At 38.1% G+C, this 20710-nt stretch carries 27 protein-coding genes, 1 other RNA gene and 1 other annotated feature; all 28 genes read left to right on the forward strand.

Going from position 1 to position 20710, the window contains the following annotated elements; translation table 11 throughout:
• Nucleotides 1-61 precede the first annotated feature (61 nt).
• The 28 genes from gltX to H3T48_RS08100 all read left to right on the forward strand — a co-directional run bounded on the left by gltX (nucleotide 62) and on the right by H3T48_RS08100 (nucleotide 20659).
• Nucleotides 62-1567 (forward strand): glutamate--tRNA ligase, encoded by a 1506-nt coding sequence (gene gltX / locus H3T48_RS07965; protein ID WP_074426298.1) that lies wholly within the window; start codon nucleotides 62-64, stop codon nucleotides 1565-1567.
• 147 nt (nucleotides 1568-1714) lie between these two features.
• Nucleotides 1715-3139 carry a cysteine--tRNA ligase gene (cysS, locus tag H3T48_RS07970; RefSeq protein ID WP_198189106.1) on the forward strand — a complete coding sequence of 475 codons (1425 nt, stop codon included), beginning with the start codon at nucleotides 1715-1717 and terminating at the stop codon, nucleotides 3137-3139.
• Nucleotides 3132-3575 (forward strand): Mini-ribonuclease 3, encoded by a 444-nt coding sequence (locus H3T48_RS07975; protein WP_122035694.1) that lies wholly within the window; start codon nucleotides 3132-3134, stop codon nucleotides 3573-3575. Before cysS ends, H3T48_RS07975 begins: the two co-directional genes overlap by 8 nt.
• The gene (rlmB, locus tag H3T48_RS07980; protein ID WP_109716047.1) at nucleotides 3562-4317 is read left to right on the forward strand and encodes a 23S rRNA (guanosine(2251)-2'-O)-methyltransferase RlmB; all 756 of its coding nucleotides are present in this window, start codon (nucleotides 3562-3564) and stop codon (nucleotides 4315-4317) included. Before H3T48_RS07975 ends, rlmB begins: the two co-directional genes overlap by 14 nt.
• Before the next feature lie 197 nt (nucleotides 4318-4514).
• Complete coding sequence (locus H3T48_RS07985) at nucleotides 4515-5093, forward strand: sigma factor (protein WP_198183983.1); 579 nt, start codon at nucleotides 4515-4517, stop codon at nucleotides 5091-5093.
• A 67-nt stretch (nucleotides 5094-5160) separates the two neighbouring features.
• Nucleotides 5161-5379: a hypothetical protein gene (locus H3T48_RS07990; RefSeq protein ID WP_046307443.1), complete on the forward strand. Its 219-nt coding sequence runs from the start codon at nucleotides 5161-5163 to the stop codon at nucleotides 5377-5379.
• Nucleotides 5380-5563: 184 nt separating this feature from the next.
• Nucleotides 5564-5713, forward strand: a complete 150-nt coding sequence (gene rpmG / locus H3T48_RS07995) for a 50S ribosomal protein L33 (protein ID WP_074426294.1) — start codon at nucleotides 5564-5566, stop codon at nucleotides 5711-5713.
• A gap of 5 nt (nucleotides 5714-5718) precedes the next feature.
• Nucleotides 5719-5889 carry a preprotein translocase subunit SecE gene (gene secE, locus H3T48_RS08000; protein ID WP_046307442.1) on the forward strand — a complete coding sequence of 57 codons (171 nt, stop codon included), beginning with the start codon at nucleotides 5719-5721 and terminating at the stop codon, nucleotides 5887-5889.
• Between the two features lie 100 nt (nucleotides 5890-5989).
• Nucleotides 5990-6538 (forward strand): transcription termination/antitermination protein NusG, encoded by a 549-nt coding sequence (gene nusG / locus H3T48_RS08005; RefSeq protein ID WP_046307441.1) that lies wholly within the window; start codon nucleotides 5990-5992, stop codon nucleotides 6536-6538.
• Between the two features lie 126 nt (nucleotides 6539-6664).
• The gene (gene rplK / locus H3T48_RS08010) at nucleotides 6665-7090 is read left to right on the forward strand and encodes a 50S ribosomal protein L11 (protein WP_046307440.1); all 426 of its coding nucleotides are present in this window, start codon (nucleotides 6665-6667) and stop codon (nucleotides 7088-7090) included.
• Nucleotides 7091-7161: 71 nt separating this feature from the next.
• Nucleotides 7162-7854: a 50S ribosomal protein L1 gene (gene rplA / locus H3T48_RS08015; protein WP_122035690.1), complete on the forward strand. Its 693-nt coding sequence runs from the start codon at nucleotides 7162-7164 to the stop codon at nucleotides 7852-7854.
• Nucleotides 7855-7991: 137 nt separating this feature from the next.
• A complete protein-coding gene (locus tag H3T48_RS08020; RefSeq protein ID WP_122035688.1) occupies nucleotides 7992-8858 on the forward strand; it encodes a phosphate ABC transporter substrate-binding protein in 867 nt (288 codons plus the stop codon).
• 1 nt (nucleotide 8859) lies between these two features.
• Nucleotides 8860-9852 carry a phosphate ABC transporter permease subunit PstC gene (gene pstC, locus H3T48_RS08025; protein ID WP_074426292.1) on the forward strand — a complete coding sequence of 331 codons (993 nt, stop codon included), beginning with the start codon at nucleotides 8860-8862 and terminating at the stop codon, nucleotides 9850-9852.
• A gap of 7 nt (nucleotides 9853-9859) precedes the next feature.
• On the forward strand, nucleotides 9860-10753 hold the full coding sequence (gene pstA, locus H3T48_RS08030) for a phosphate ABC transporter permease PstA (RefSeq protein ID WP_046307436.1): 894 nt from the start codon (nucleotides 9860-9862) through the stop codon (nucleotides 10751-10753).
• A gap of 10 nt (nucleotides 10754-10763) precedes the next feature.
• On the forward strand, nucleotides 10764-11564 hold the full coding sequence (gene pstB / locus H3T48_RS08035) for a phosphate ABC transporter ATP-binding protein PstB (protein WP_074426291.1): 801 nt from the start codon (nucleotides 10764-10766) through the stop codon (nucleotides 11562-11564).
• Between the two features lie 12 nt (nucleotides 11565-11576).
• Nucleotides 11577-12332 (forward strand): phosphate ABC transporter ATP-binding protein PstB, encoded by a 756-nt coding sequence (pstB, locus tag H3T48_RS08040; protein WP_198189107.1) that lies wholly within the window; start codon nucleotides 11577-11579, stop codon nucleotides 12330-12332.
• A 15-nt stretch (nucleotides 12333-12347) separates the two neighbouring features.
• Entirely contained in the window at nucleotides 12348-13076 is a 729-nt protein-coding gene (gene phoU, locus H3T48_RS08045; RefSeq protein ID WP_187158655.1) for a phosphate signaling complex protein PhoU, read from the forward strand.
• Between the two features lie 79 nt (nucleotides 13077-13155).
• Nucleotides 13156-13280 (forward strand) — a sequence feature (ribosomal protein L10 leader region).
• Nucleotides 13281-13316: 36 nt separating this feature from the next.
• Complete coding sequence (gene rplJ / locus H3T48_RS08050; RefSeq protein ID WP_187158656.1) at nucleotides 13317-13826, forward strand: 50S ribosomal protein L10; 510 nt, start codon at nucleotides 13317-13319, stop codon at nucleotides 13824-13826.
• Between the two features lie 48 nt (nucleotides 13827-13874).
• Entirely contained in the window at nucleotides 13875-14240 is a 366-nt protein-coding gene (rplL, locus tag H3T48_RS08055; RefSeq protein WP_122035682.1) for a 50S ribosomal protein L7/L12, read from the forward strand.
• A 249-nt stretch (nucleotides 14241-14489) separates the two neighbouring features.
• Nucleotides 14490-15422 (forward strand): SLAP domain-containing protein, encoded by a 933-nt coding sequence (locus H3T48_RS08060; RefSeq protein ID WP_198189108.1) that lies wholly within the window; start codon nucleotides 14490-14492, stop codon nucleotides 15420-15422.
• Nucleotides 15423-15541: 119 nt separating this feature from the next.
• Nucleotides 15542-16159 (forward strand): hypothetical protein, encoded by a 618-nt coding sequence (locus H3T48_RS08065; RefSeq protein ID WP_198189109.1) that lies wholly within the window; start codon nucleotides 15542-15544, stop codon nucleotides 16157-16159.
• Between the two features lie 179 nt (nucleotides 16160-16338).
• Nucleotides 16339-16959, forward strand: a complete 621-nt coding sequence (locus H3T48_RS08070) for a class I SAM-dependent methyltransferase (protein WP_198189110.1) — start codon at nucleotides 16339-16341, stop codon at nucleotides 16957-16959.
• Entirely contained in the window at nucleotides 16959-17477 is a 519-nt protein-coding gene (gene tadA, locus H3T48_RS08075) for a tRNA adenosine(34) deaminase TadA (RefSeq protein ID WP_122035674.1), read from the forward strand. Before H3T48_RS08070 ends, tadA begins: the two co-directional genes overlap by 1 nt.
• 25 nt (nucleotides 17478-17502) lie before the next feature.
• Nucleotides 17503-17602, forward strand: an RNA gene (gene ffs, locus H3T48_RS08080) — signal recognition particle sRNA small type.
• Nucleotides 17603-17656: 54 nt separating this feature from the next.
• Nucleotides 17657-19480, forward strand: a complete 1824-nt coding sequence (gene dnaX / locus H3T48_RS08085) for a DNA polymerase III subunit gamma/tau (protein WP_198189111.1) — start codon at nucleotides 17657-17659, stop codon at nucleotides 19478-19480.
• 19 nt (nucleotides 19481-19499) lie between these two features.
• Nucleotides 19500-19829, forward strand: a complete 330-nt coding sequence (locus tag H3T48_RS08090; RefSeq protein ID WP_074426283.1) for a YbaB/EbfC family nucleoid-associated protein — start codon at nucleotides 19500-19502, stop codon at nucleotides 19827-19829.
• A complete protein-coding gene (gene recR, locus H3T48_RS08095) occupies nucleotides 19830-20429 on the forward strand; it encodes a recombination mediator RecR (protein ID WP_074426282.1) in 600 nt (199 codons plus the stop codon). It abuts the gene before it with no gap.
• Nucleotides 20429-20659 carry a YaaL family protein gene (locus H3T48_RS08100; protein WP_109715716.1) on the forward strand — a complete coding sequence of 77 codons (231 nt, stop codon included), beginning with the start codon at nucleotides 20429-20431 and terminating at the stop codon, nucleotides 20657-20659. The genes recR and H3T48_RS08100 overlap by 1 nt, the downstream gene beginning before the upstream one ends.
• Nucleotides 20660-20710 lie beyond the last annotated feature (51 nt).

The following is a 20710-nucleotide window of genomic DNA, read 5'->3' on the forward strand; positions in this document are numbered from 1 at the left end:
TTTTCGTTATTACGGGTAAACTAAAAATGTTTATATTTACTTTTTGAAAGAGGCATGAATTTTGGCAAAACAAAAAATTCGGGTAAGATATGCCCCAAGTCCAACAGGGCACTTACATATAGGTAATGCGCGAACTGCACTATTCAACTACTTGTTTGCGCGTCATAATAAAGGTACTTTTGTTTTAAGAATTGAAGATACTGACCAAAAACGTAATGTCGAAGGTGGTTCTAAATCACAAATGGAAAACTTACGTTGGTTAGGTATTGACTGGGATGAAGGTCCTGACAAAGGCGGCGATTTTGGCCCATATCGTCAATCTGAACGTAAAGATATCTATAATAAGTACATTCAACAACTGTTAGATGAAGGTAAAGCTTACTATTCATACAAAACAGAAGAAGAACTTGAAGAACAACGTGAAGAGCAACGGGCAATGGGAATTGCTCCACACTATACTTACGAGTATGAAGGCCTGACTGCCGATGAAATTGCGCAAAAGCAAGAAGAGGCAAAGGCAAAGGGCTTAAAGCCAGTTGTGCGAATTCACATTCCTGAAATGGAAACATATTCTTGGGAAGATATCGTTAAGGGTCACTTAAGCTTTGAGTCTGACACAATTGGTGGCGATTTTGTTATCCAAAAACGTGATGGCATGCCAACTTACAACTTTGCAGTAGTTGTCGACGATCATTTAATGGAAATAACTCACGTTTTACGTGGGGATGACCACGTTTCTAACACACCTAAACAGCTTGCTGTTTATGAGGCATTAGGCTGGGAGCCACCTAAGTTTGGTCACATGACTTTAATTATCAATGCGGAAACTGGTAAGAAGTTATCTAAGCGTGAAGAAGACAAGTCAGTATTGCAGTTTATTGAGCAATACCGTGATTTAGGCTACCTACCAGATGCAATGTTTAACTTCATTACACTTCTTGGTTGGTCACCTGTTGGTGAAAACGAAATCTTTACTCAACGCGAATTGATTAAGCAATTTGATCCTGCTCGTTTATCAAATTCACCTGCGGCTTTTGACAGAAGAAAGTTAGAGTGGATTAACAACCAATACATCAAGAAGGCTGATCGTGATACTTTACTAGACTTAGCACTTAACAATTTACAAGAAGCCGGTTTAGTTGAAAAAGATCCGAACCCTGAAAAGATGGAATGGGTACGTCAATTAGTTAACATTTACTCTGTGCAAATGTCATATACTAAGCAAATTGTTGATTTAGCTAAGATTTTCTTTGATGCACCAAAAGATTTGAGCGATGAAGAAATTGACGAAATCCGCAAGGATGAAGCAAGACCTGTTATTGAAGAATTCAAGAAGCAAATTGATTTAATTCCTCGGTTTACTTCACCACAAATTATGAAGGCGGTTCAGGCAACTCGTCAGGAAACTGGCATTAAGGGTAGACGCCTATTCATGCCAATCAGAATCGCAACTACTAGATCAATGGTTGGCCCTGGAATTGGCGAAGCAATGGAGCTTTTGGGTAAAGAAAAAGTTCATGAGCACCTTGACTTAACCTTGAAACAAATGAGCGAAAACGGCTTATAATTTAATGCAATAAAAGAGCACCTATTTTTGATTGATAGGCGCTCTTTTGTTTTGGCCGTTTTCCGATAAATTATTTTTTAAAAGCTAGAAACTACTATTGTTTCTGTTAGAATGGAGATAAAGTTTTAGAAAGGCAAGTTAGCCGTCGTGAAAATATATAATACTCTGACGAAAACTAAAGAAGAATTTCAACCAATTAACCCTGGGCAGATTACGATGTATGTTTGTGGCCCAACGGTTTACAATTACATTCACATCGGTAATGCACGAAGTGCAATCGCTTTTGACACCATTAGACGCTATTTTGAATACCGCGGGTATAAAGTTAATTATGTGTCTAACTTTACTGACGTTGACGATAAAATGATTAATGAAGCACGTGCCGAAGGCATTACTGTGCCCGAATTAGCTGATCGCTACATTGAAGCTTATGAAGAGGATACGGCCGCTTTAAATATCGAGCCCGCAACTAAGAATCCCCGTGCAACTAGTGAAATTGCCTCAATTATCAGTTTTATTGAAAAGCTAATTAAAAAAGGTTATGCTTATGAATCTGCTGGTGATGTTTATTATCGAGCAAAGAAATTTGCGCACTATGGTGAATTAAGTAGTAAGAACATTGCTGAATTAGAAGAGGGCGCTTCGGAACACGTTAACGAGGAAGAACAGAATCGTAAAGAAGATCCAATTGATTTTGCCCTTTGGAAAAAGCAAAAACAGCCTGATGAAATTGCCTGGGAGTCTCCTTGGGGCAAGGGGCGGCCTGGCTGGCATATCGAATGTTCCGTCATGTCAACCAAATACTTGGGCGATACAATTGACATTCATGGTGGTGGGCAAGATCTTGAATTTCCACATCATGAAAATGAAATTGCTCAGAGTGAAGCCGCTACAGGTAAAAAATTTGTTCATTATTGGATGCATAACGGTTTTGTTACTGTAGGTGCTGATCAAGAAAAAATGTCGAAGTCGTTACATAATTTTGTAACGGTTCATGAAATTTTGAAGGAAGTTGATCCGCAGGTTCTTCGTTTCTTCATGGCCAGTGTTCAGTATCGGCGTCAGATTAACTATTCAGAAGAAAACCTTAAGCAAGCACAGACTATTTTGCAGCGTTTTAAGAACACGTTGATCAACTTAAATTATCGTTTAAAAGACGACACTTCTAATGTTGAAGACGCTAATTTACGTGAAATTTTGGCTAAAACGGAAGCAGATTTTGTTACTGCAATGGATGATGACTTTAACGTTCAAAACGCTTTAACAGCAATTTATGATTTATTACCAGTGTTAAATGCCAATATTGCGGCTGAAAGTGTCGATAAAGAAACATTAACAAAAGCACAAGCTTTATTAACAGAATGGTTGGGTATCTTTGGTATTGATACCGCCGAGTTGATTAAGCAAACTGAGACACAAGGTGATGATAAAATTGTTGCCTTGGTTGAGCAGCGTGATGAAGCAAGAAAGAACAAGGACTGGGCTAAAAGTGATCAGTTGCGTGATCAATTAAAAGAAATGGGAGTAATCATTGAAGATACTCCGCAAGGAACAAGGTGGATTCGTGAGTAATAGTAAAAAGTTGGTCGAAAACGAAATTAATCCAGATACATTAAACGGACAGACGTTAGCCTATTTAGGGGATGCTGTTTATGAAGTTGATATTCGGCGGCATTTAGTTAAATGTGGCATTGTTAAGCCACAAGCTTTGCAGCTAAGAGCAACACATTATGTGTCAGCCAAGGCTCAAGCGGCTTTGATTACTAAGATGCAGGAAGATGGCTTATTGAGTGAGGATGAACTAGCAACTTTTCGTCGTGGTCGTAATTCTAAAACTTATAGCAAGGCCAAGAATACTAGCTTAGCCACATACCAATTGTCGACAGGATTTGAAGCAGTTTGGGGCTATTTGGAATTACTTGGTAAAAAAGAGCGGCTTCAAGAATTAACTTCTTGGTGCATTGAAACAGTGGAGAATGGTGGCATTGATGAATATGACTTCAAGTGATAGTGATTTTGTTTTCGGTAGACATGCTGGAATTGATTTTTTAAAAACGCAGGATGCTGGCAGAATCAATAAGGTTTTTTTGCAACAAGGTGTGCAGGAAAGCTTTGCAGATGAAGTGTTCGGTTTAGCAAGGGAAAAAGGAATTGTTGTTCAAACTGTTCCTAAAAATAAGCTTGATCGCCTAGTTCAAGGCGGCAATCATCAGGGACTTGTTCTGACTGTTGCTAGTTTTGAATATGCGGATTTGGATGATTTACTTGATCAATTTGATCAGGAGGAGAAACAGCCATTTTTGTTAATGCTTGATTCAATTGAAGATCCGCACAATCTGGGTTCGATTTTGAGAACAGCTGATGCAACTGGGGTCGATGCAATCATTATCCCGAAAAGACACGCAACGGGTTTGACGTCTGTTGTTGCCAAAACCTCAACTGGTGCGATTGATTACGTTCCGGTTGCCCGCGTTAATAACCTTGTACAAACTAGTCAAATGTTGAAAAAACGTGGTTACTGGCTTTTTGGTACAGATATGGATGGAACAGACTATCGTCAGTGGGATAGTAATGGTAAAACTGTTCTTGTAATCGGAAATGAGGGTAAAGGCATTTCTCGCTTACTGAAAGAACAAATGGATCAAATGATTACTTTGCCAATGGTTGGCCATGTGCAATCTCTCAATGCAAGTGTTGCAACTGGTGTTTTGCTATATCAAATGCTGGATACTAGAAATCATCATAAATAAAAAAGTTAAATGAGTGCCCATGCAAAATGTGCGCTCATTTTTTTGGCAAATTTTGTTCTGACAACCTAAAGTGAATTTTGCTGTTATTAACCGTTACATTTACCTCTTAGTGAAAAATTTAAACATTGGTTCGTTTAAATTAAATTTTGCTTCTCAGTATTCTTTAGTTCAGATATCAACTAAAGGAGAATAGCAATATGGCTAAAATAGAAGTAGCAAGGGAAGAAACAGAGTTAATTATGCAAATCAAAAGTGGACAGACTGATGCACTACGTAAGCTTTGCTTTTTGTATCGTCCACTAATTGCGAATATTAAGAAAAAATATCATCTTCGCTCTTACGACAATCAGGATTGGGATCAGGATGCGATGATCATTTGTTATTTAGCTGTGAAAGATTTTGACCCAAAAAAGGGTAATTTCGCTAGCTATTACAAAGTTCGGCTGGTAAATCATGCCAATACGCTTCTTAGACGTGAAATGGCATACCGCAGAAAGGCTTGGGCCAAAGCAATTTCTTTTGAAGCAGCAGCTACTAAAGGAATGAATCCTATTCGGCGGCCAGAAACTTTTTTACCAGAAGTGCCGCTAAGCATAAAACTAGCTGAATTAGTCAACAAGCTATCGATTTTAGAAGTTACGGCTTTATTAATTATTCTCGGACTTTGTCAACCAGAACAGATAATTAACGACTGGCAAATTTTGCCAATGACCTTAGTAAGGGCACGCTCGCGTCTGTTGCAAAAAGCACGATTAATTTTATTAGACTCTGTTTAATAGAAAATGATGAGAATTTAGCGTATAATTAATAATTGTAGAATTATTTTATAGGAGGTAGATTAAGATGGCAGAAGATGTTATCAAGACTGCATTGTTAGATCGTCACATGAAAGAGGTTTTTGACTGGAGTGATTCAGACATGCCAGTTAGGGATGCTCTTTGGGACTATTTCATGGAAAAGAATGGTAGAGATACCATGAAGACGGAAGAAGATATGCTTCCGTTCCTTGATTATTCTGACGATAAAATCGAATCCTTCGTAAATGAAAATCTTAAGAAGTAAATCCGACTATTACAATGTTCTACGCCCGGTGGTTACGCTTTTGTTTGACCACCAAAAACAGCTACTTAATAAGTAGCTGCTTTTTATTTAAAGAGAAAAATTGACTTGAATTTTAGGGCAATTATTAAATGAATTGCTTATACCTGTATTTTTTGCTAAAATACAGTAGTTTGGAAGTGAGATTATGGCAGTGAAAAAAGCATCATTAGCTTGCAGCGTATGCGGCTCGCGTAACTACTCAATCACCGCAGGCAAGAATCGCACGAAGCGGCTTGAATTGAATAAATTTTGTAAACATTGTGGCAAAATGACATTACACAAGGAAACGAGGTAAATTGAATGATTAAGTTTTTTAAGAGCGTAGCACACGAAATGCACTTGGTAACATGGCCAACAGCTAAACAAAACCGTCATGATACTGGAACAGTCATTACTACTTCAGTTTTATTCGCCTTGTTTCTAGGAGTGTTAGACTACTTGTTCAGCGTTTTAACACAAATGTTCATGTAAATAGAAATGAAATTCTATTCGTGATATAATAAATAAAGTTAAAGAAAAAACCTCTGAGTGGAGGTTTTTTTGTTTGCCAAAATAAAAGGAGAAATTTGTAATGGTTGAAACAACAAAGAAGCAATGGTACGTGCTTCATACTTATTCAGGATACGAAGATAAGGTTAGATCTGACTTATTATCACGTGCACAAAGCATGGGGATGCAAGATTATATCTTTCGGGTAATGGTTCCCGAACAAGAAAAAATCGAGAAGGTCAACGACAAGAAAAAAGAAGTTGAAGAAAAAATCTTCCCTGGTTACGTATTAGTTGAAATGGTCATGACTGACGAAAGTTGGTTCGTTGTTCGAAATACACCTAACGTAACTGGATTTGTTGGTTCACACGGTGGTGGTTCTAAGCCATCTCCACTTCTTGAAGAAGAAGTTAATCGTCTGTTACGTCAACAAGGGGAACCTGCAAAACGTCCTCAAGTTGATTACGAAGTTGGAGAAACTGTCACTATTATTGATGGTGCATTTAATGGCGTTGAAGGCAAGATTACTGAAATTCAACCTGATAAATACAAGCTATTTGTTTCAGTTGATATGTTTGGCCGTGCAACTACAACCGAGCTTGACTACGATCAAGTAGAAAAAATTAGCTAAACTTTTACGAGAGATTGCAAATTTAAAAAAACGATGGTACCATATTAAAGTACTTTTATTATTGTGGGAGGAAAAGTAGGTAACTTTTCCATTTTAACCACGCACGGAATCAAGGAGGTTTTGACCGTGGCAAAAAAAGTTATTAACGTTGTCAAATTACAAATACCAGCTGGTGCTGCAACACCCGCTCCTCCAGTTGGTCCTGCTTTAGGTCAAGCAGGAATTAACATTGTAGGTTTTACTAAGGACTTCAATGCTAGAACTGCTGACCAAAAAGGCATGATTATTCCTGTAGTCATCACAGTTTATGAAGACCGTTCATTCGAATTCATAACTAAGACTCCACCAGCTCCAGTTCTTTTGAAGCAAGCTGCTAAGATCGACAAGGCATCCGGTGAACCTAACACCAAGAAAGTTGGTAAGGTAACTAAGGATCAAGTTAAGGAAATCGCTGAAACAAAGATGAAGGACCTTAACGCTGCAGATGTTGAAGCTGCTATGCGAATGATCGAAGGTACTGCTAGAAGCATGGGTATCGAAGTCGAAGACTAATCCTGTTATTTATAACAATTTAGGTGGGAGAGTTTGAGGCTCGTTTGACCACATATTAAGGAGGAAATCACATGCCAAAGCATGGTAAAAAATATTTAGAAGCTGCTAAAAAAGTAGATTCAAAGAAATTATATTCAGTTGCTGAAGCAATTAAGTTAGTTAAAGAAACTTCATATGCTGGTTTCGATGCATCAGTTGAAGTTTCATACAACTTAGGCGTTGACCCTAAACAAGCTGACCAACAAATTCGTGGTTCACTTGTTTTGCCAAACGGTACTGGTAAGACCCAAAAGGTTATTGTCTTTGCTGAAGGTGCTCAAGCTGAACAAGCTAAGGCTGCAGGTGCTGACGAAGTTGGTTCTGACGACTTAGTAGAAAAAGTTCAAAACGGTTACTTAGACTTTGACGTTGTTGTTGCAACACCAACAATGATGGCTAAAGTTGGTCGTTTGGGTCGTGTACTTGGACCTAAAGGTTTAATGCCAAACCCTAAGACCGGTACTGTAACAATGGATATCGAAAAAGCCGTTAAGAACGTTAAGGCTGGTCAAGTTGAATACCGTGTTGACCGTCAAGCAGCTATTCATACTGCTATCGGTAAGGTATCATTTACTGATGAACAATTAGTTGAGAACTTTGATGCTCTTCGTGACGTTATTTTACGTGCACGTCCATCAGCTGCTAAGGGCCAATACATCAAGAGCGTTGCAGTTGCTGCAACCTTTGGTCCTGGGATCAAGCTTGATCCATTAAACTTGGATTAATTCAAAGAAAATAAGGAAGCAACTCTGCCACATGAGCGAGTTGCTTTTTTTATCGACTTTTTAACCTTTAATATTTATCAATTGTAAGATATTTGATAAACTAAGCTTAATCCTATTGTCAAATTGAGGAAAGTATAATGCGTAAAGAGAATGTGGGCAAATTGCTGGCAGTCCTTTTGATTGTGCCACTTTTTTTAGTGGGTTGCAGTCAAAGTAAGGAAAAGATCACGATTGTTGGATCCAGTGCTTTGCAGCCATTAATTGAGCAAGCTGGTAATGATTACCATTTGGCTCATCTTGATAGTAATATTGTTGTTCAAGGTGGTGGTTCTGGAACAGGACTTAGCCAGGTTCAAGCAGGTGCGGTGCAAGTAGGAACATCCGATGTTTTTGCTGAAACCCAAAAGGGAATTGACGAAAAAAAGCTGCAGGACTATCCTGTTGCAATTGTTGGGATTGTTCCAATTGCCAATAAAGGTGTCGGTGTTAAGAACTTATCCAAGAAGCAGCTAGCTGCCATTTTTACGGGAAAAATAACTAATTGGCGTCAAGTTGGTGGTAAAAACTTGCCAATCATTGTGATTAACCGTTCTCGTGGTAGTGGTACAAGAACAACCTTTGAAGATCTGATTTTAAATGGTAAGGATGCTGTCAATTCACAGGAACAGGATTCTAACGGAACGGTTAAAAAGATTGTTAATTCTACACCAGGAACAATCTCATATATTTCATTTCCGTATGCAAATGATGAGAACATTCAGAAAATCAGTATAGATCATGTTCAACCAATCAATAAGAACATACCAACTAATAAGTGGTCACTTTGGTCATATGAACACATGTACACTAAAGGTAAGCCTAACAAGGCAACTGCTAAGTTTATTAACTATGTCTTAAGTAAAAAGGTACAAAGAGATTTAGTACCTAAAATTGGCTATCTAAGTATTCATGAAATGAAAGTTTCGCGCGATAGTGAAAATAAAGTTACGAAAATAGGTAATTAGTATGTCAAAAAAAGAACAAGACTTGCAGGAAGTTGTTGAACAAGCAATTGCTCAACAAAAAGTTCCTCACGTCAAAATTAAGGGGATTGATCCGCATAGTATTGATATTGCGCGGTTAACTAAACCTTCTAAGGAAACCAGACAAGAACGCTGGGGCAAAGGTTTAACTGCTTTAGCAATTTTACTAATCGGTATTTTGATTGTCTCCATTATTGGTTTTGTTGGTAGTCATGGTTTAGCAACCTTTTTTACTGATAAAGTTAACATCTTTCATTTTCTGTTCTCAACTGATTGGAATCCAAGTGCTGGTCCTAATCACGTTGGTGCTGCAGCAATGATTGTTACTTCTTTTGCAGTTACGTTGCTTGCAGCCCTTATTGCTACTCCATTTGCAATCGCAGTAGCACTCTTTATGACTGAATACGAATCAGGCAAGAAAGCAAACCTTCTGCAATCAGTTATGGAACTACTTGTTGGTATTCCATCAGTTGTATATGGGTTCTTGGGTTTAACTGTTGTTGTTCCCGCTGTTAGAACTGTCTTTGGTGGAACAGGTTTTGGTATTTTGACGGCCACCTTAATTCTTTTTGTTATGGTGTTACCAACAATCACTTCTTTAACAGTTGACGCCTTTAAGGCAGTTCCAAAGGAGCTACGTAAATCTTCTGCTGCGCTAGGAGCAACGCAATGGCAAACTATTTACCATGTCGTTCTAAGAGCTGCTCGAGCACGTATTATGACAGCGATTATTTTCGGAATGGCGCGTGCCTTTGGTGAAGCCTTAGCTGTTCAGATGGCGATTGGTAATGCAGTCTTAATGCCTTACAACTTGGTTAGTCCAGCAGCAACCTTAACTAGTCAATTAACTAGTCAAATGGGTAATACAGTTATGGGCACATTGCCTAACAATGCATTATGGAGTTTGGCATTACTACTATTAATAATGTCGTTAGTGTTCAACTTCTTAGTACACTTAATTGGAAAGAAGAGTTAGTAGCAAAATGAATTCAAAGAGAAATGATCGTATCGCTACTGGCGTAATCTATTTGCTAGTTGGCATCGTAATCCTACTTTTGGTTGGTATTATTGGAAACATCTTGATTTCCGGTGTACCACACCTATCATGGCACTTTTTAACCTCTGCTTCTTCTTCATTTGAAGCTGGCGGTGGAATAAGAGATCAACTGTTTAATTCACTCTATTTGTTGATTTTAACTTTATTGATCTCACTACCAATTGCTTTGGGTGCAGCAATCTACTTAGCTGAATATGCAAAGGACAATTGGGTAACCCAATTAATTAGAACTACGATAGAAATTCTTAGTTCACTTCCTTCAATCGTTGTTGGGCTTTTTGGCTATTTACTGTTTGTTGTTCAATTTGGTCTCGGCTTTTCAATTATTGCCGGTGCGTTAGCGCTAACCTTTTTTAATTTGCCAATTTTGACCAGTAACATTGAAGAAGCAATTAAAGGTGTGCCACAAACCCAGCGTGAAGCCGGTTGGGCACTTGGTTTATCTAACTGGAAAACAATCCGCGGCATCGTTTTGCCTGCGGCACTTCCAGGCATTATCACGGGTATCATCCTAAGTGCTGGGCGCGTTTTCGGTGAGGCAGCTGCTTTAATTTATACTGCAGGACAAAGTGGTTCAACTGTTGATTATTCTAATTGGAATATGTTCAGTCCAACCAGCTTTTTAAACGTGATGCGTCCGGCTGAGACTTTGGCTGTCCATATCTGGAAAGTTAATACTGAAGGAATCATTCCCGATGTTACAGTCGTTTCAGCTGCTACTTCTGCCTTATTGGTTATTGTAGTCATTATCTTTAATTTTGGCGCTCGTGCGTTGGGTAATTGGTTATACAATCGCTTGACCGCCGCTAAAATCAAATAAGGAAAATTCTATGGAAAATTGGCAAACTCAAAAGACTTACATTAAGACTTTTAAAGATGAAGATTGTGCTATTTACACTGAGGACTTAAGTGTTTTTTATGGCGGTACAATTCAAAAATTATTTGATGTAAGTCTAGGATTTAAGAAAAACACGATTACTGCCTTAATAGGTGCTTCAGGATCAGGAAAATCAACTTTTTTGCGGTCATTGAACCGCATGAATGATCGTGTAGCGCGTGTAGATGGCAAGATTATGTTTCATGATCTTGATGTAAATCAACAGAAAATCAATGTTTATGAATTGCGCAAAGCGATTGGGATGGTCTTTCAAAAGCCTAACCCGTTCCCTAAGTCAATTAGAGAAAATATAACTTATGCCTTAAAGGCTAATGGTCAACAGGACAAACAAAAGCTTGATCAAATTGTTGAGGAAAGTTTGCGAGCTGCTGCATTGTGGGATGAAGTTAAAGATAAACTTGATAAGAGTGCCTTAGCTCTTTCTGGTGGGCAGCAGCAGCGTTTGTGTATTGCAAGAGCAATCGCACTGAAACCTGAAATTTTGCTCTTAGATGAGCCAGCAAGTGCTCTAGATCCAGTTTCAACTGCTAAGTTGGAAGATACTTTAAAGCAATTGCGTAAGAAGTACACGATGGTAATGGTTACGCACAATATGCAGCAAGCATCCAGAATCAGTGAGTACACTGCTTTCTTTCATTTAGGACATGCACTTGAATATGATACGACTACAAATATTTTCACTAATCCACAAGGTGAGATTACTGAAAAGTACATTCAAGGTAGTTTTGGCTAAAGGAGCGATCATATGACAAATATTATGGAGGCCCAAAACGTCAAATTAAGTTATGGCAAATTTGAGGCGTTGCATGGCATCAGTCTTAACTTTCCAGAAAAGCAGTTAACTGCTTTGATTGGTCCGTCAGGATGCGGAAAATCAACCTTTTTAAGATGCTTGAACCGGATGAATGATGACATTGATAATATCAACATTACAGGTAAGATTTTGCTTGAAGGTGAAGACATTTATCGTGCCAAACTGGATTTAGTTGCATTACGTAAAAAAGTGGGAATGGTTTTCCAACAACCTACACCTTTTCCCTTTCCAGTCTATGACAATGTTGCCTATGGTTTAAGGGTTGCAGGAGTTAAGGATAAACAATTAATTGATCAACGAGTTGAAGAAAGCTTGAAGCAGGCGGCGATTTGGGATGAAACCAAGGATAACTTGCAGCGTAATGCCCAGGAGTTTTCCGGGGGACAGCAGCAGCGAATCTGTATTGCACGTGCGTTAGCTGTTAGACCTGAAGTAGTTTTACTCGATGAGCCGACCTCAGCACTTGATCCAATCTCAAGTGCCGAAATTGAAGAAACTTTGATGGGCTTAAAAAAGAAGTATACATTCATCATGGTTACGCACAACTTGCAACAAGCGAGTCGTGTTTCTAATCAGGTTGCTTTTCTAATGGATGGTGAATTGATTGAGTCTGGGTCAACCGAGCAAATGTTCTTGGCCCCTAAGAAGGAAATAACTAGTAATTATCTTAATGGTCGTTTTGGCTAAATTTGGAGGTGGATCATGCACGAAATATTTTTGGATGAACTGAAAAAGTTAAATACACAATTTATGGAAATGGGAGTCCAAGTCAATGAATTAATTGACAAGGGTACTCGTTCATTTGTTGACCATAATAAAAAGATGGCTCAAGAAATGATTGAACAAGATAAGGTTGTTGCCAAAGAAGCGATTACAATCGAAAAAAAGGCACTTGACCTGATGGCATTGCAGCAACCAGTTGCGACTGACTTCCGTGTGGTAATCAGTATTTTAAAAGCAACTACTGACTTGGAGCGAATTGGTGAAAATGCCAATAGTATTGCCGTTGAAACAGTTAGAGTGAAGGGTAATCCTCGTATTCCTGATGTTGAGGAAATAATTTCACGTATGACACACCAAGTGCGTACGATGTTAATCAAAGTATTGACTGCATATGTTCAAGACGATGAGAAGACTGCTCGTGAAATGCTTGATGGCCATGCAGATGTTCACTATGACTACCGCAAGGCTAGAAAAATGATCATTGATGGTGTCAAAAAGGACCCTAATGTTGCCGTTGCTTCAGCAAGTTACTTTGTCATCATTCGTTTGTTAGAGCGAATCAGTGATCACATTGTTAATTTAGCAAGCTGGGTTATTTACAAGTCTTCTGGTGATTTATTTGAATTAATCAATTCAGACAAGGAAACTTCTGAAAAGGAAACCAAGGAAGAAGCTCCAAAGAAGAGCAAAAAAACTAAAAAGAAATAAAGCTTAAAAGGAACTATTACAGTAGTTCCTTTTTATTAGCAAAATTATTGCTTGCATTTAAAAAGTAACCCTGCTATAGTTAATAAAGTGAATTCTACCTAAGACTCGGGTGGCTAACGCCTCAATATCCCGCCGAGGCCAGAAGATTATGAAGATTTCAAATGCTCCATGTCTTTGTTGGCATGGAGTTTTTTAAGGCCTTATAGAATTTATCAAAAAAATTAACGGAGGTGAATTCGATTGAGTAAAGCTGCTATTGCTGAAAAAGAAAAGTTCGTTGATGCGTTTGCTGAAGAGCTTAAAGCTGCAAAAGCTATCTTGGTAATTAATTACCTTGGTTTAACTGTTGAAGAAGTTACTAACATGCGTAAGGAACTTCGTGATAACGATGTTAAGATGAAGGTTGTTAAGAACACTTACCTAAGACGTGCTGCCGCTAAGGCTGGCATTGAAGGTCTTGAAGATACTTTTGTTGGACCTACAGCTGTTGTTTATACTGATAACGCTGATGACATCACTGAACCAGCTCGTATTGTTTCAAAATACGAAAATGACTTTGATGTTATTGACATTAAGGGTGGTGTGCTTGAAGGTAAGGTAACTTCTAAGGAAGATATCAAGGCTCTTGCTGCTATTCCAGGACGCGAAGGATTACTATCAATGCTTGTTTCTGTATTACAAGCCCCTGTACGTAACGTCGCTTATGCTATTAACGCTGTTGCTGATTCAAAAGACGAATCTGCTGAATAATATAATGTAATTTATATCTAATAAAAATATTTCGGAGGATATATAAATATGGCTTTAGATACTGAAAAGTTTATTGAAGACTTAAAGAGTGCTTCAATTCTTGAATTAAACGACCTTGTAAAGGCTATTGAAGATGAATTTGGCGTTTCTGCTGCTGCACCAGTTGCTGCTGCAGGTGCTGCCGGTGGTGAAGCTGCTGCTAAGTCAAGCTACGATGTTGAATTAACAGAAGCTGGTCAAGAAAAGGTTAAAGTTATTAAGGTTGTTCGTGACCTTACTGGACTTGGCCTTAAGGACTCAAAGGACCTTGTTGATGGTGCTCCTAAGAACGTTAAAGAAGGCGTTTCTGAAGATGAAGCTAACGACATCAAGGCTAAGCTTGAAGAAGTTGGTGCTTCAGTAACTTTGAAATAGTTACAGTCCAACTGGACAAGCTAAATAGAAAAAGCGTAATCCCAATATGTTTGGGGTTGCGCTTTTTTGTTTGTAAAAATATAAGCTTTTATAATTAGAATAATCTACTCAGCCTAATTTTTAAAATAATTAATCATAATCATTAGTTTGTAATATAATTGGATTTATAGTAAAAGTATACAAAGCAGTTAGTGTATTTGTATTTACTAGGAGTTTTTTATTAAAAATAAGCAAGAATGGAGAAAACTAATGAGAAAAAGCAAATGTCGCCAAGCTGTAACAGCACTTGTGGCAATTACAAGTTTGGGAAGCTGCCTAGCATTAAATGCAGAGCCCTCAGAAGCTAAAAAGGTAACTAGTAGAACTGAGCTAACTGTTCCGGCTACAAAGATAGGCCGTATTACCAAAAAGACAAGTTTGTATAATGGAAAAGGCCACAAAATAAAAAAATCAACCTTAAAAAAGGGTGAAAAATTAGCATTAGTTGGTAAAGTAAAGATTAATAAGAAAAAGTACTATAGGGTTGGCTACAATAAATATGTTTTAGCTAAGTATGTAACTATTATCAAGCCAACACCACAACAAGATACTACCAACCCAAGTACAAGCACACCTGTAACACCAACTATACCAAATACTAATGCGACATCAGAAACGCCAAAAACACCAACTACACCGAAGACACCAAGTAAGTCTGAGGATGATGCGGTAAGCAATTTTTCAATTTCTGATTTTAGAAAAGCATTTTTGGATGGTTTAAATGCTGAAAGGGCAAAACGCGGCCTTTCAGCAGTATCAGAGGATTCTCACTACGATGAAGTAGTTCAGGAGAGAACAAAGCTGTTGCCAAATAATTTTTCTCACTTTGACTCAAACAATAAGTTCATTCTTGAAAAGTGCTTTAAAGATGCAAATATTAAAAGTGCAAGTGTTGCAGAATGTATCGCAATGTTTCCATGGGGCTTCAGTGTTGACCATTCTACTAATGAGCTAGTCCCTGCAAAGAATGCTTCAAGTGCTTTGGTTGCTCAAGGGATGCTCTACGAATATATTTATAACGATGCAGCTTCAAACTGGGGTCACCGTGATATCTTGCTAAATCCAAAAGACAAGACAATTGGTTTGGGTGCAGTTATCGGACAAAGTGATCAAATTTTTTCATCTGTAGGAGTTACTTATTAAATAAGTCAATATAGGGACAAACTAAAGTTAGTTTATCCCTTTTTGCTTAAGCAATAATGTAATATGACTTTTTATATTCGTATTCAAAGTCAATCAAGCCACAAGAAAAGGAGATTTAAGTGGGGAAAATACGAAGTCAACAAGTTAAAATAGTGCTATTTTTTACCATATTATTATCATGTGTTTGTCTAACTTCAGTGTCTACAACTACTGAGGTTCATGCGGACAAGATAGATCTTAAGGGCAATTATTTATACGATCGGGATGGTGTAAAGCATAAAATTCCAATCAGTAAAAAAGGTAATCATACTAAAGCTGCAGAGAAAGTTGCTAATTTAATTGTCAAATGTGTTGATAATCGTCCTGGAGATACTGATCTTTACCGGGTTGATATGGCTGCATATTATGTTAGTTTATTTGCTAATCGCGATAATTACACAATGCAAGGACCGTATTATAATAAGGCCTACGGTGTTTTTATTGCAAAAGAATATTCATGTGCTGGAACCGCTGATGCAATGAAAATGGTTTTAACTAAAATGGGCTTTAAAGCTAAACATGTTAATAAAAACAAATATAAGCATCAGTGGTGTACATTAACTATGGATGGACAAAAAGGATATGCAGATGGTCAGGCAGGTTATGCTGCGTACGGACAATATTTCACTAAAAAGAATCAAATTATTTTAGTTCCAATGGATACTATTTTTTCGAAAAAATCAAACGGTGAGATATAGTACTATTTAGGTCACATTTGCAGATTGTTAGTATAACTAAGCCTTTTTTAGGTATTGAAATCTAATAAAAATACCGCTAAGTAATGAAATGGGCTTTTTGTTCTTTCTAATTTGCAAAAGTGAAATGGTTCGTTAAAATTATTTACAGTAAAACTGTTTAAAAAAGAAACGAGTAAATAATGAGTGACCAAGAAAATCAAATGTATTATGCTGCTAACCCTACAGCTAAACATGATGAGCATATAATTGATTATCAGATAAACAAAATTGATTTAAAATTTACAACAGATGCAGGCGTTTTTTCAAAAATGCGTGTAGATTATGGCTCAGGCGTTTTAATCAAGCAAATGGCCGAAGTTGATTTTCCAAGTAGTAACATCTTAGACGTTGGAGCTGGCTATGGTCCGATTGGCCTCTTTGCGGCCAAGTTTTGGCCTGAGCAAACTGTTGATTTAGTTGATGTAAATGAACGGGGTCTTAACTTGGCAGCCCAAAATGCCGAAGTAAATGGCATTACTAATGTTAATATCTACAAATCGGATGTGTATGATGAAGTTCCCAGTGAACGGAAATTTGGTTTAATTGTTACCAATCCCCCAATTCGGGCAGGGAAAAAGGTTGTTTCAAGTATTTTAGCTGGTGCAAAGGACCATTTAGTTGAAGATGGTGTTTTACTAGTCGTTATCCAGAAAAAGCAGGGAGAACCGAGCGCACGTAAGCTGCTGAAAGAAACTTTTGGCAACTGCACAATTCTAATTCGTGATAAGGGTTACTACGTTTTACAGGTGGTGAATTCCTAATGTCTTTTTCAAGTGAAGAAAAGAAAAAATACATGCAATTAGCTTTTGAACAGGCTCGAAAAGCTGAGGCAAAAGGAGAAGTTCCGATTGGTGCAATTTTGGTTGACCCTGAAGGACAGGTAATTGGTGAAGGTTATAATCGTAGAGAGCTTGATCAAGATGCAACGCAGCATGCTGAAATGATGGCAATCCGGCAGGGATGTGAGAAACTAAAAACTTGGCGTCTGCTTGATTGCAGTCTTTTTATAACTTTGGAACCATGCCCAATGTGTGCAGGGGCAATCATTAATTCTAGAATAAAGAACGTCTTCTATGGTGCGCTTGATCCTAAGGCAGGTGCAGCTGGTAGCGTAGTTAACTTGTTTGAAGTGAGCAAGTTTAATCATCATCCCAACGTAATTCGAGGCTTATACCGAGATGAAGCAAGTCAGATGCTCAAATCTTTTTTTAGGGAGATCAGAAACAAGCAAAAAGAAGCTAAAAAGGGAATGGAAAATAGCAAAAATTCTGTAAATTAGTGGAAAAAAATCTCAAAGTACGTTAGTATATCTATTGGGCAATGTTTGGCTTCCAAAGCGTGTCAGGACCGGAAGGTAGCAGCACTAAGGTCGTTCAGGCATGTGCCTTTTATTAGACATTAACAAACTCTTAACTCTTTCGAAGAGTTAAGAGTTTTTTACTAGAGAAAGATAAATCAATGGCTTATCAAGCGTTATACCGCAAATGGCGACCACGCACTTTTGACAGTGTTATTGGTCAAGAAGATATTACGAATACTTTGAAAAATGCGATTAAGCGCGGCACGATTTCACATGCTTTTTTATTTGCAGGACCGCGCGGTACAGGTAAGACTTCGTGTGCCAAGATTTTTGCCAAGGCACTCAACTGTACTAACCTTCAAGATGGCGAACCATGTAATGAGTGCGAGAACTGTCTTGCTGCTGATAAGGGTGCGATGGCTGATATCATGGAAATTGATGCGGCTTCGAATAATGGAGTCGATGAAATCCGTGAAATCCGTGATAAGGTTAAATATGCACCGACTCAGGGGAAATACAAAGTCTACATTATCGATGAGGTTCATATGCTTTCAATGGGGGCATTCAATGCTCTATTGAAGACTTTGGAAGAGCCACCTGAGCATGTTGTCTTTATTTTAGCGACTACTGAATTACAAAAAGTCCCAGCTACAATTATTTCTCGAACGCAGCGCTATAACTTTAAGCGAATTTCGCAAGCTGACCTTGAAAAGAGAATGAAGTATATCCTTGATCAAGAAAATATCAAATATGATGATAAAGCACTTGCTGTAATTGCCGAAGTAGCTGACGGTGGGATGAGGGATGCTCTTAGTATCCTTGATCAATTGCTCAGTTATGAAAATGATTCGGTTGAGTATGATGCGGCACTTGAAATCACTGGCTTTGCTGCCAAAGAAAAAATTGAACAGATTTTATTAGCAATTTTAAATAAAGATGCAAGCCAAGCTCTTGCTTTAGCCCAGAAAGAATTGCAGAATGGTGCGAGCTCGAAAAACATTTTGGATGAGTTAATTGATATGGCCACGAACGCTTTGATTTTGCTAAAAGCTGGTGGTGAAAATAAAAGTAACTTTTTAAGTCAGGATTTCGTTGAGCAGATTAAGGATATTCCTGAACAACGCTACTTTAATTTAATTGCATCTGCCAACACTGCACTAAATGATTTGCGGTATACTAATCAGCAGCAAATTCCCTTAGAGGTCTTCTTGGTTGAAAGTACCAATCAGGAAGTAGCGCCAACCACTGCAGCCGCGCCCGCTACTTCTCCAGTAGTAGAAAAGCAGGCAGCTGACGGTCAAGAACTGCAAGCTGAAGTAACTGCGCTTAAAAAGCAAGTGGTTGAATTAACTGAAAAAATTGCTAAGCTTGGTAAAACGCAAAACGTAAACAGCGACCGCATTTTCCACCTTGATACTGAAATATCAAATGTAGGTAAAATGTCCCAACCTTCTGAAGAAGCTGCTAACCCTAAAAATCATAAAAAGAAGGTTCGCAACGATCAACATGCAGACGAGCAGAATCGCAAACAGGTCTATCATGTTTTGGAAAATGCTACTAAAAAAGATCTACAAGCAATCAAAGATGTATGGCCAGATTTGCAATCTGTTTTAGCTGTTTCTCAGCGAGCACTGCTTGATGTGCTTGAGCCTGTGGCGGCTAGTCCAGATCAGGTAGTGATGAAATGCAAATATGCGCTTTGGTTTGAAAAAGCTAGCTCTGATGATGATCTGCTTGATATTTTGACTGATCAGATTGCGAAATTTACTAAGCATGAGTACCAAATTGTGCTTGTTCCGGATAAGGACTGGTTCACAGTTCGGAAGGAATTTTTACAGTCGCACAGGGATGAACTACTGAAGCGGCAGAAAAAATCTGGTATTGAAGAACCGGAAGCAGAGGAACCAGTGCAAGAGAATAACGATGAAGTTGTTCAAAAAGCGAAAGACTTATTTGGTGACGCTGTTAATATTAAGGATTAAAATTTAAAGGAGAAAAATAATGAGTAAAAGACCTAATTTTGGTGGTATGGGCGGCATGAACATGCAACAAATGATGAAACAAGCTAAAAAGTTGCAAGAGCAGATGGCCCAAGAGCAACAAACTATCACTGCCCAAGAATTCGTAGGAAAGTCTGCAGATGATATGGTAGTTGCAACCTTTAGTGGTGACCGCAAATTGAAGGATATTAGCATTAATAAAGATGCAATTGATCCTGATGATCCGGATATGTTGCAGGATTTGATTATTGATGCTGTTAATAAAGGCTTATCAGAAATTGATGAAGCGACACAGCAAAGTTTAGGTAAATATACGAAGGGTATGATTTAATTGCAATATCCAGCACCAATTGCACATTTGATAGATTCTTATATGAAATTACCTGGAATTGGTGAAAAAACAGCAACCAGGTTAGCTTTTTATACCTTAGATATGCCTGATGAAGATGTTCATGATTTTAGCACTGCTTTAAATGAAGTAAAAGAAAAACTTCATCGCTGTTCAATTTGTGGCAATATTACCGAGCAAGATCCATGTACAATTTGTAGTGATCCAAACCGTGAGCAATCAACTATTATGGTGGTTGAACAACCCAAAGATGTAATGGCATTTGAAGAAATGGGTGAATATAATGGTTTGTACCATGTCCTGCATGGGATTTTGTCGCCAATGGATGGCATTGGACCTGAAGAAATTAACATCAAATCTTTGATTGTTCGCTTGCAAAAACAGGAACAGGTTAAAGAAGTGATTTTGGCACTAAACTCAACGCCGGAAGGCGAGTCTACCGCAATGTATATTAGTAAATTAATTAAGCCATCTGGTATTAAAGTTACGCGCTTAGCAGCCGGTTTGGCAGTTGGTAGTGATATTGAATATGCAAATGCAATTACTCTAAAAAGAGCAGTGCAGGGGAGAACTTCAATCTGATGGCACACGATAAGATTAAAAAACTAGGCGATCAGCGGCTGATCGCTACAATTGAAACACTACAAGAAGAAATTGCGATTCAAAAAAGTCTAGATCCAACTACCCTTGACATGTCAGAAGACAATATCATTGTAGGTAAAATATTGCAGGCCAAGTATTCTTTTTTATATGATGAAGCTCGTCACCGACATACAAGATTTAGTGGTTTTACAAATGCAATTTCAGAATAAAAAAGCTCTAATTTAAGGGCTTTTTTATTTTTACTAAAATTAAAGGACCTT

The sequence above is a fragment of the Lactobacillus sp. M0403 genome (assembly GCF_016101265.1).
GTDB classification, from domain to species: domain Bacteria; phylum Bacillota; class Bacilli; order Lactobacillales; family Lactobacillaceae; genus Lactobacillus; species Lactobacillus apis.

Bases quoted from the DNA above. Each gene is read 5' to 3' on its own strand.
- H3T48_RS08060 (WP_198189108.1), top strand. From the start codon at position 14,490: ATGAGAAAAAGCAAATGTCGCCAAGCTGTAACAGCACTTGTGGCAATT.
- pstB (WP_074426291.1), top strand. From the start codon at position 10,764: ATGGAAAATTGGCAAACTCAAAAGACTTACATTAAGACTTTTAAAGAT.
- secE (WP_046307442.1), top strand. From the start codon at position 5,719: ATGATTAAGTTTTTTAAGAGCGTAGCACACGAAATGCACTTGGTAACA.
- tadA (WP_122035674.1), top strand. From the start codon at position 16,959: ATGTCTTTTTCAAGTGAAGAAAAGAAAAAATACATGCAATTAGCTTTT.
- H3T48_RS08100 (WP_109715716.1), top strand. From the start codon at position 20,429: ATGGCACACGATAAGATTAAAAAACTAGGCGATCAGCGGCTGATCGCT.
- pstC (WP_074426292.1), top strand. From the start codon at position 8,860: ATGTCAAAAAAAGAACAAGACTTGCAGGAAGTTGTTGAACAAGCAATT.
- H3T48_RS08090 (WP_074426283.1), top strand. From the start codon at position 19,500: ATGAGTAAAAGACCTAATTTTGGTGGTATGGGCGGCATGAACATGCAA.
- rplA (WP_122035690.1), top strand. From the start codon at position 7,162: ATGCCAAAGCATGGTAAAAAATATTTAGAAGCTGCTAAAAAAGTAGAT.
- phoU (WP_187158655.1), top strand. From the start codon at position 12,348: ATGCACGAAATATTTTTGGATGAACTGAAAAAGTTAAATACACAATTT.
- rplL (WP_122035682.1), top strand. From the start codon at position 13,875: ATGGCTTTAGATACTGAAAAGTTTATTGAAGACTTAAAGAGTGCTTCA.
- rlmB (WP_109716047.1), top strand. From the start codon at position 3,562: ATGACTTCAAGTGATAGTGATTTTGTTTTCGGTAGACATGCTGGAATT.
- rpmG (WP_074426294.1), top strand. From the start codon at position 5,564: ATGGCAGTGAAAAAAGCATCATTAGCTTGCAGCGTATGCGGCTCGCGT.
- pstB (WP_198189107.1), top strand. From the start codon at position 11,577: ATGACAAATATTATGGAGGCCCAAAACGTCAAATTAAGTTATGGCAAA.
- dnaX (WP_198189111.1), top strand. From the start codon at position 17,657: ATGGCTTATCAAGCGTTATACCGCAAATGGCGACCACGCACTTTTGAC.
- pstA (WP_046307436.1), top strand. From the start codon at position 9,860: ATGAATTCAAAGAGAAATGATCGTATCGCTACTGGCGTAATCTATTTG.
- H3T48_RS07985 (WP_198183983.1), top strand. From the start codon at position 4,515: ATGGCTAAAATAGAAGTAGCAAGGGAAGAAACAGAGTTAATTATGCAA.
- H3T48_RS07990 (WP_046307443.1), top strand. From the start codon at position 5,161: ATGGCAGAAGATGTTATCAAGACTGCATTGTTAGATCGTCACATGAAA.
- H3T48_RS08070 (WP_198189110.1), top strand. From the start codon at position 16,339: ATGAGTGACCAAGAAAATCAAATGTATTATGCTGCTAACCCTACAGCT.
- H3T48_RS08020 (WP_122035688.1), top strand. From the start codon at position 7,992: ATGCGTAAAGAGAATGTGGGCAAATTGCTGGCAGTCCTTTTGATTGTG.
- nusG (WP_046307441.1), top strand. From the start codon at position 5,990: ATGGTTGAAACAACAAAGAAGCAATGGTACGTGCTTCATACTTATTCA.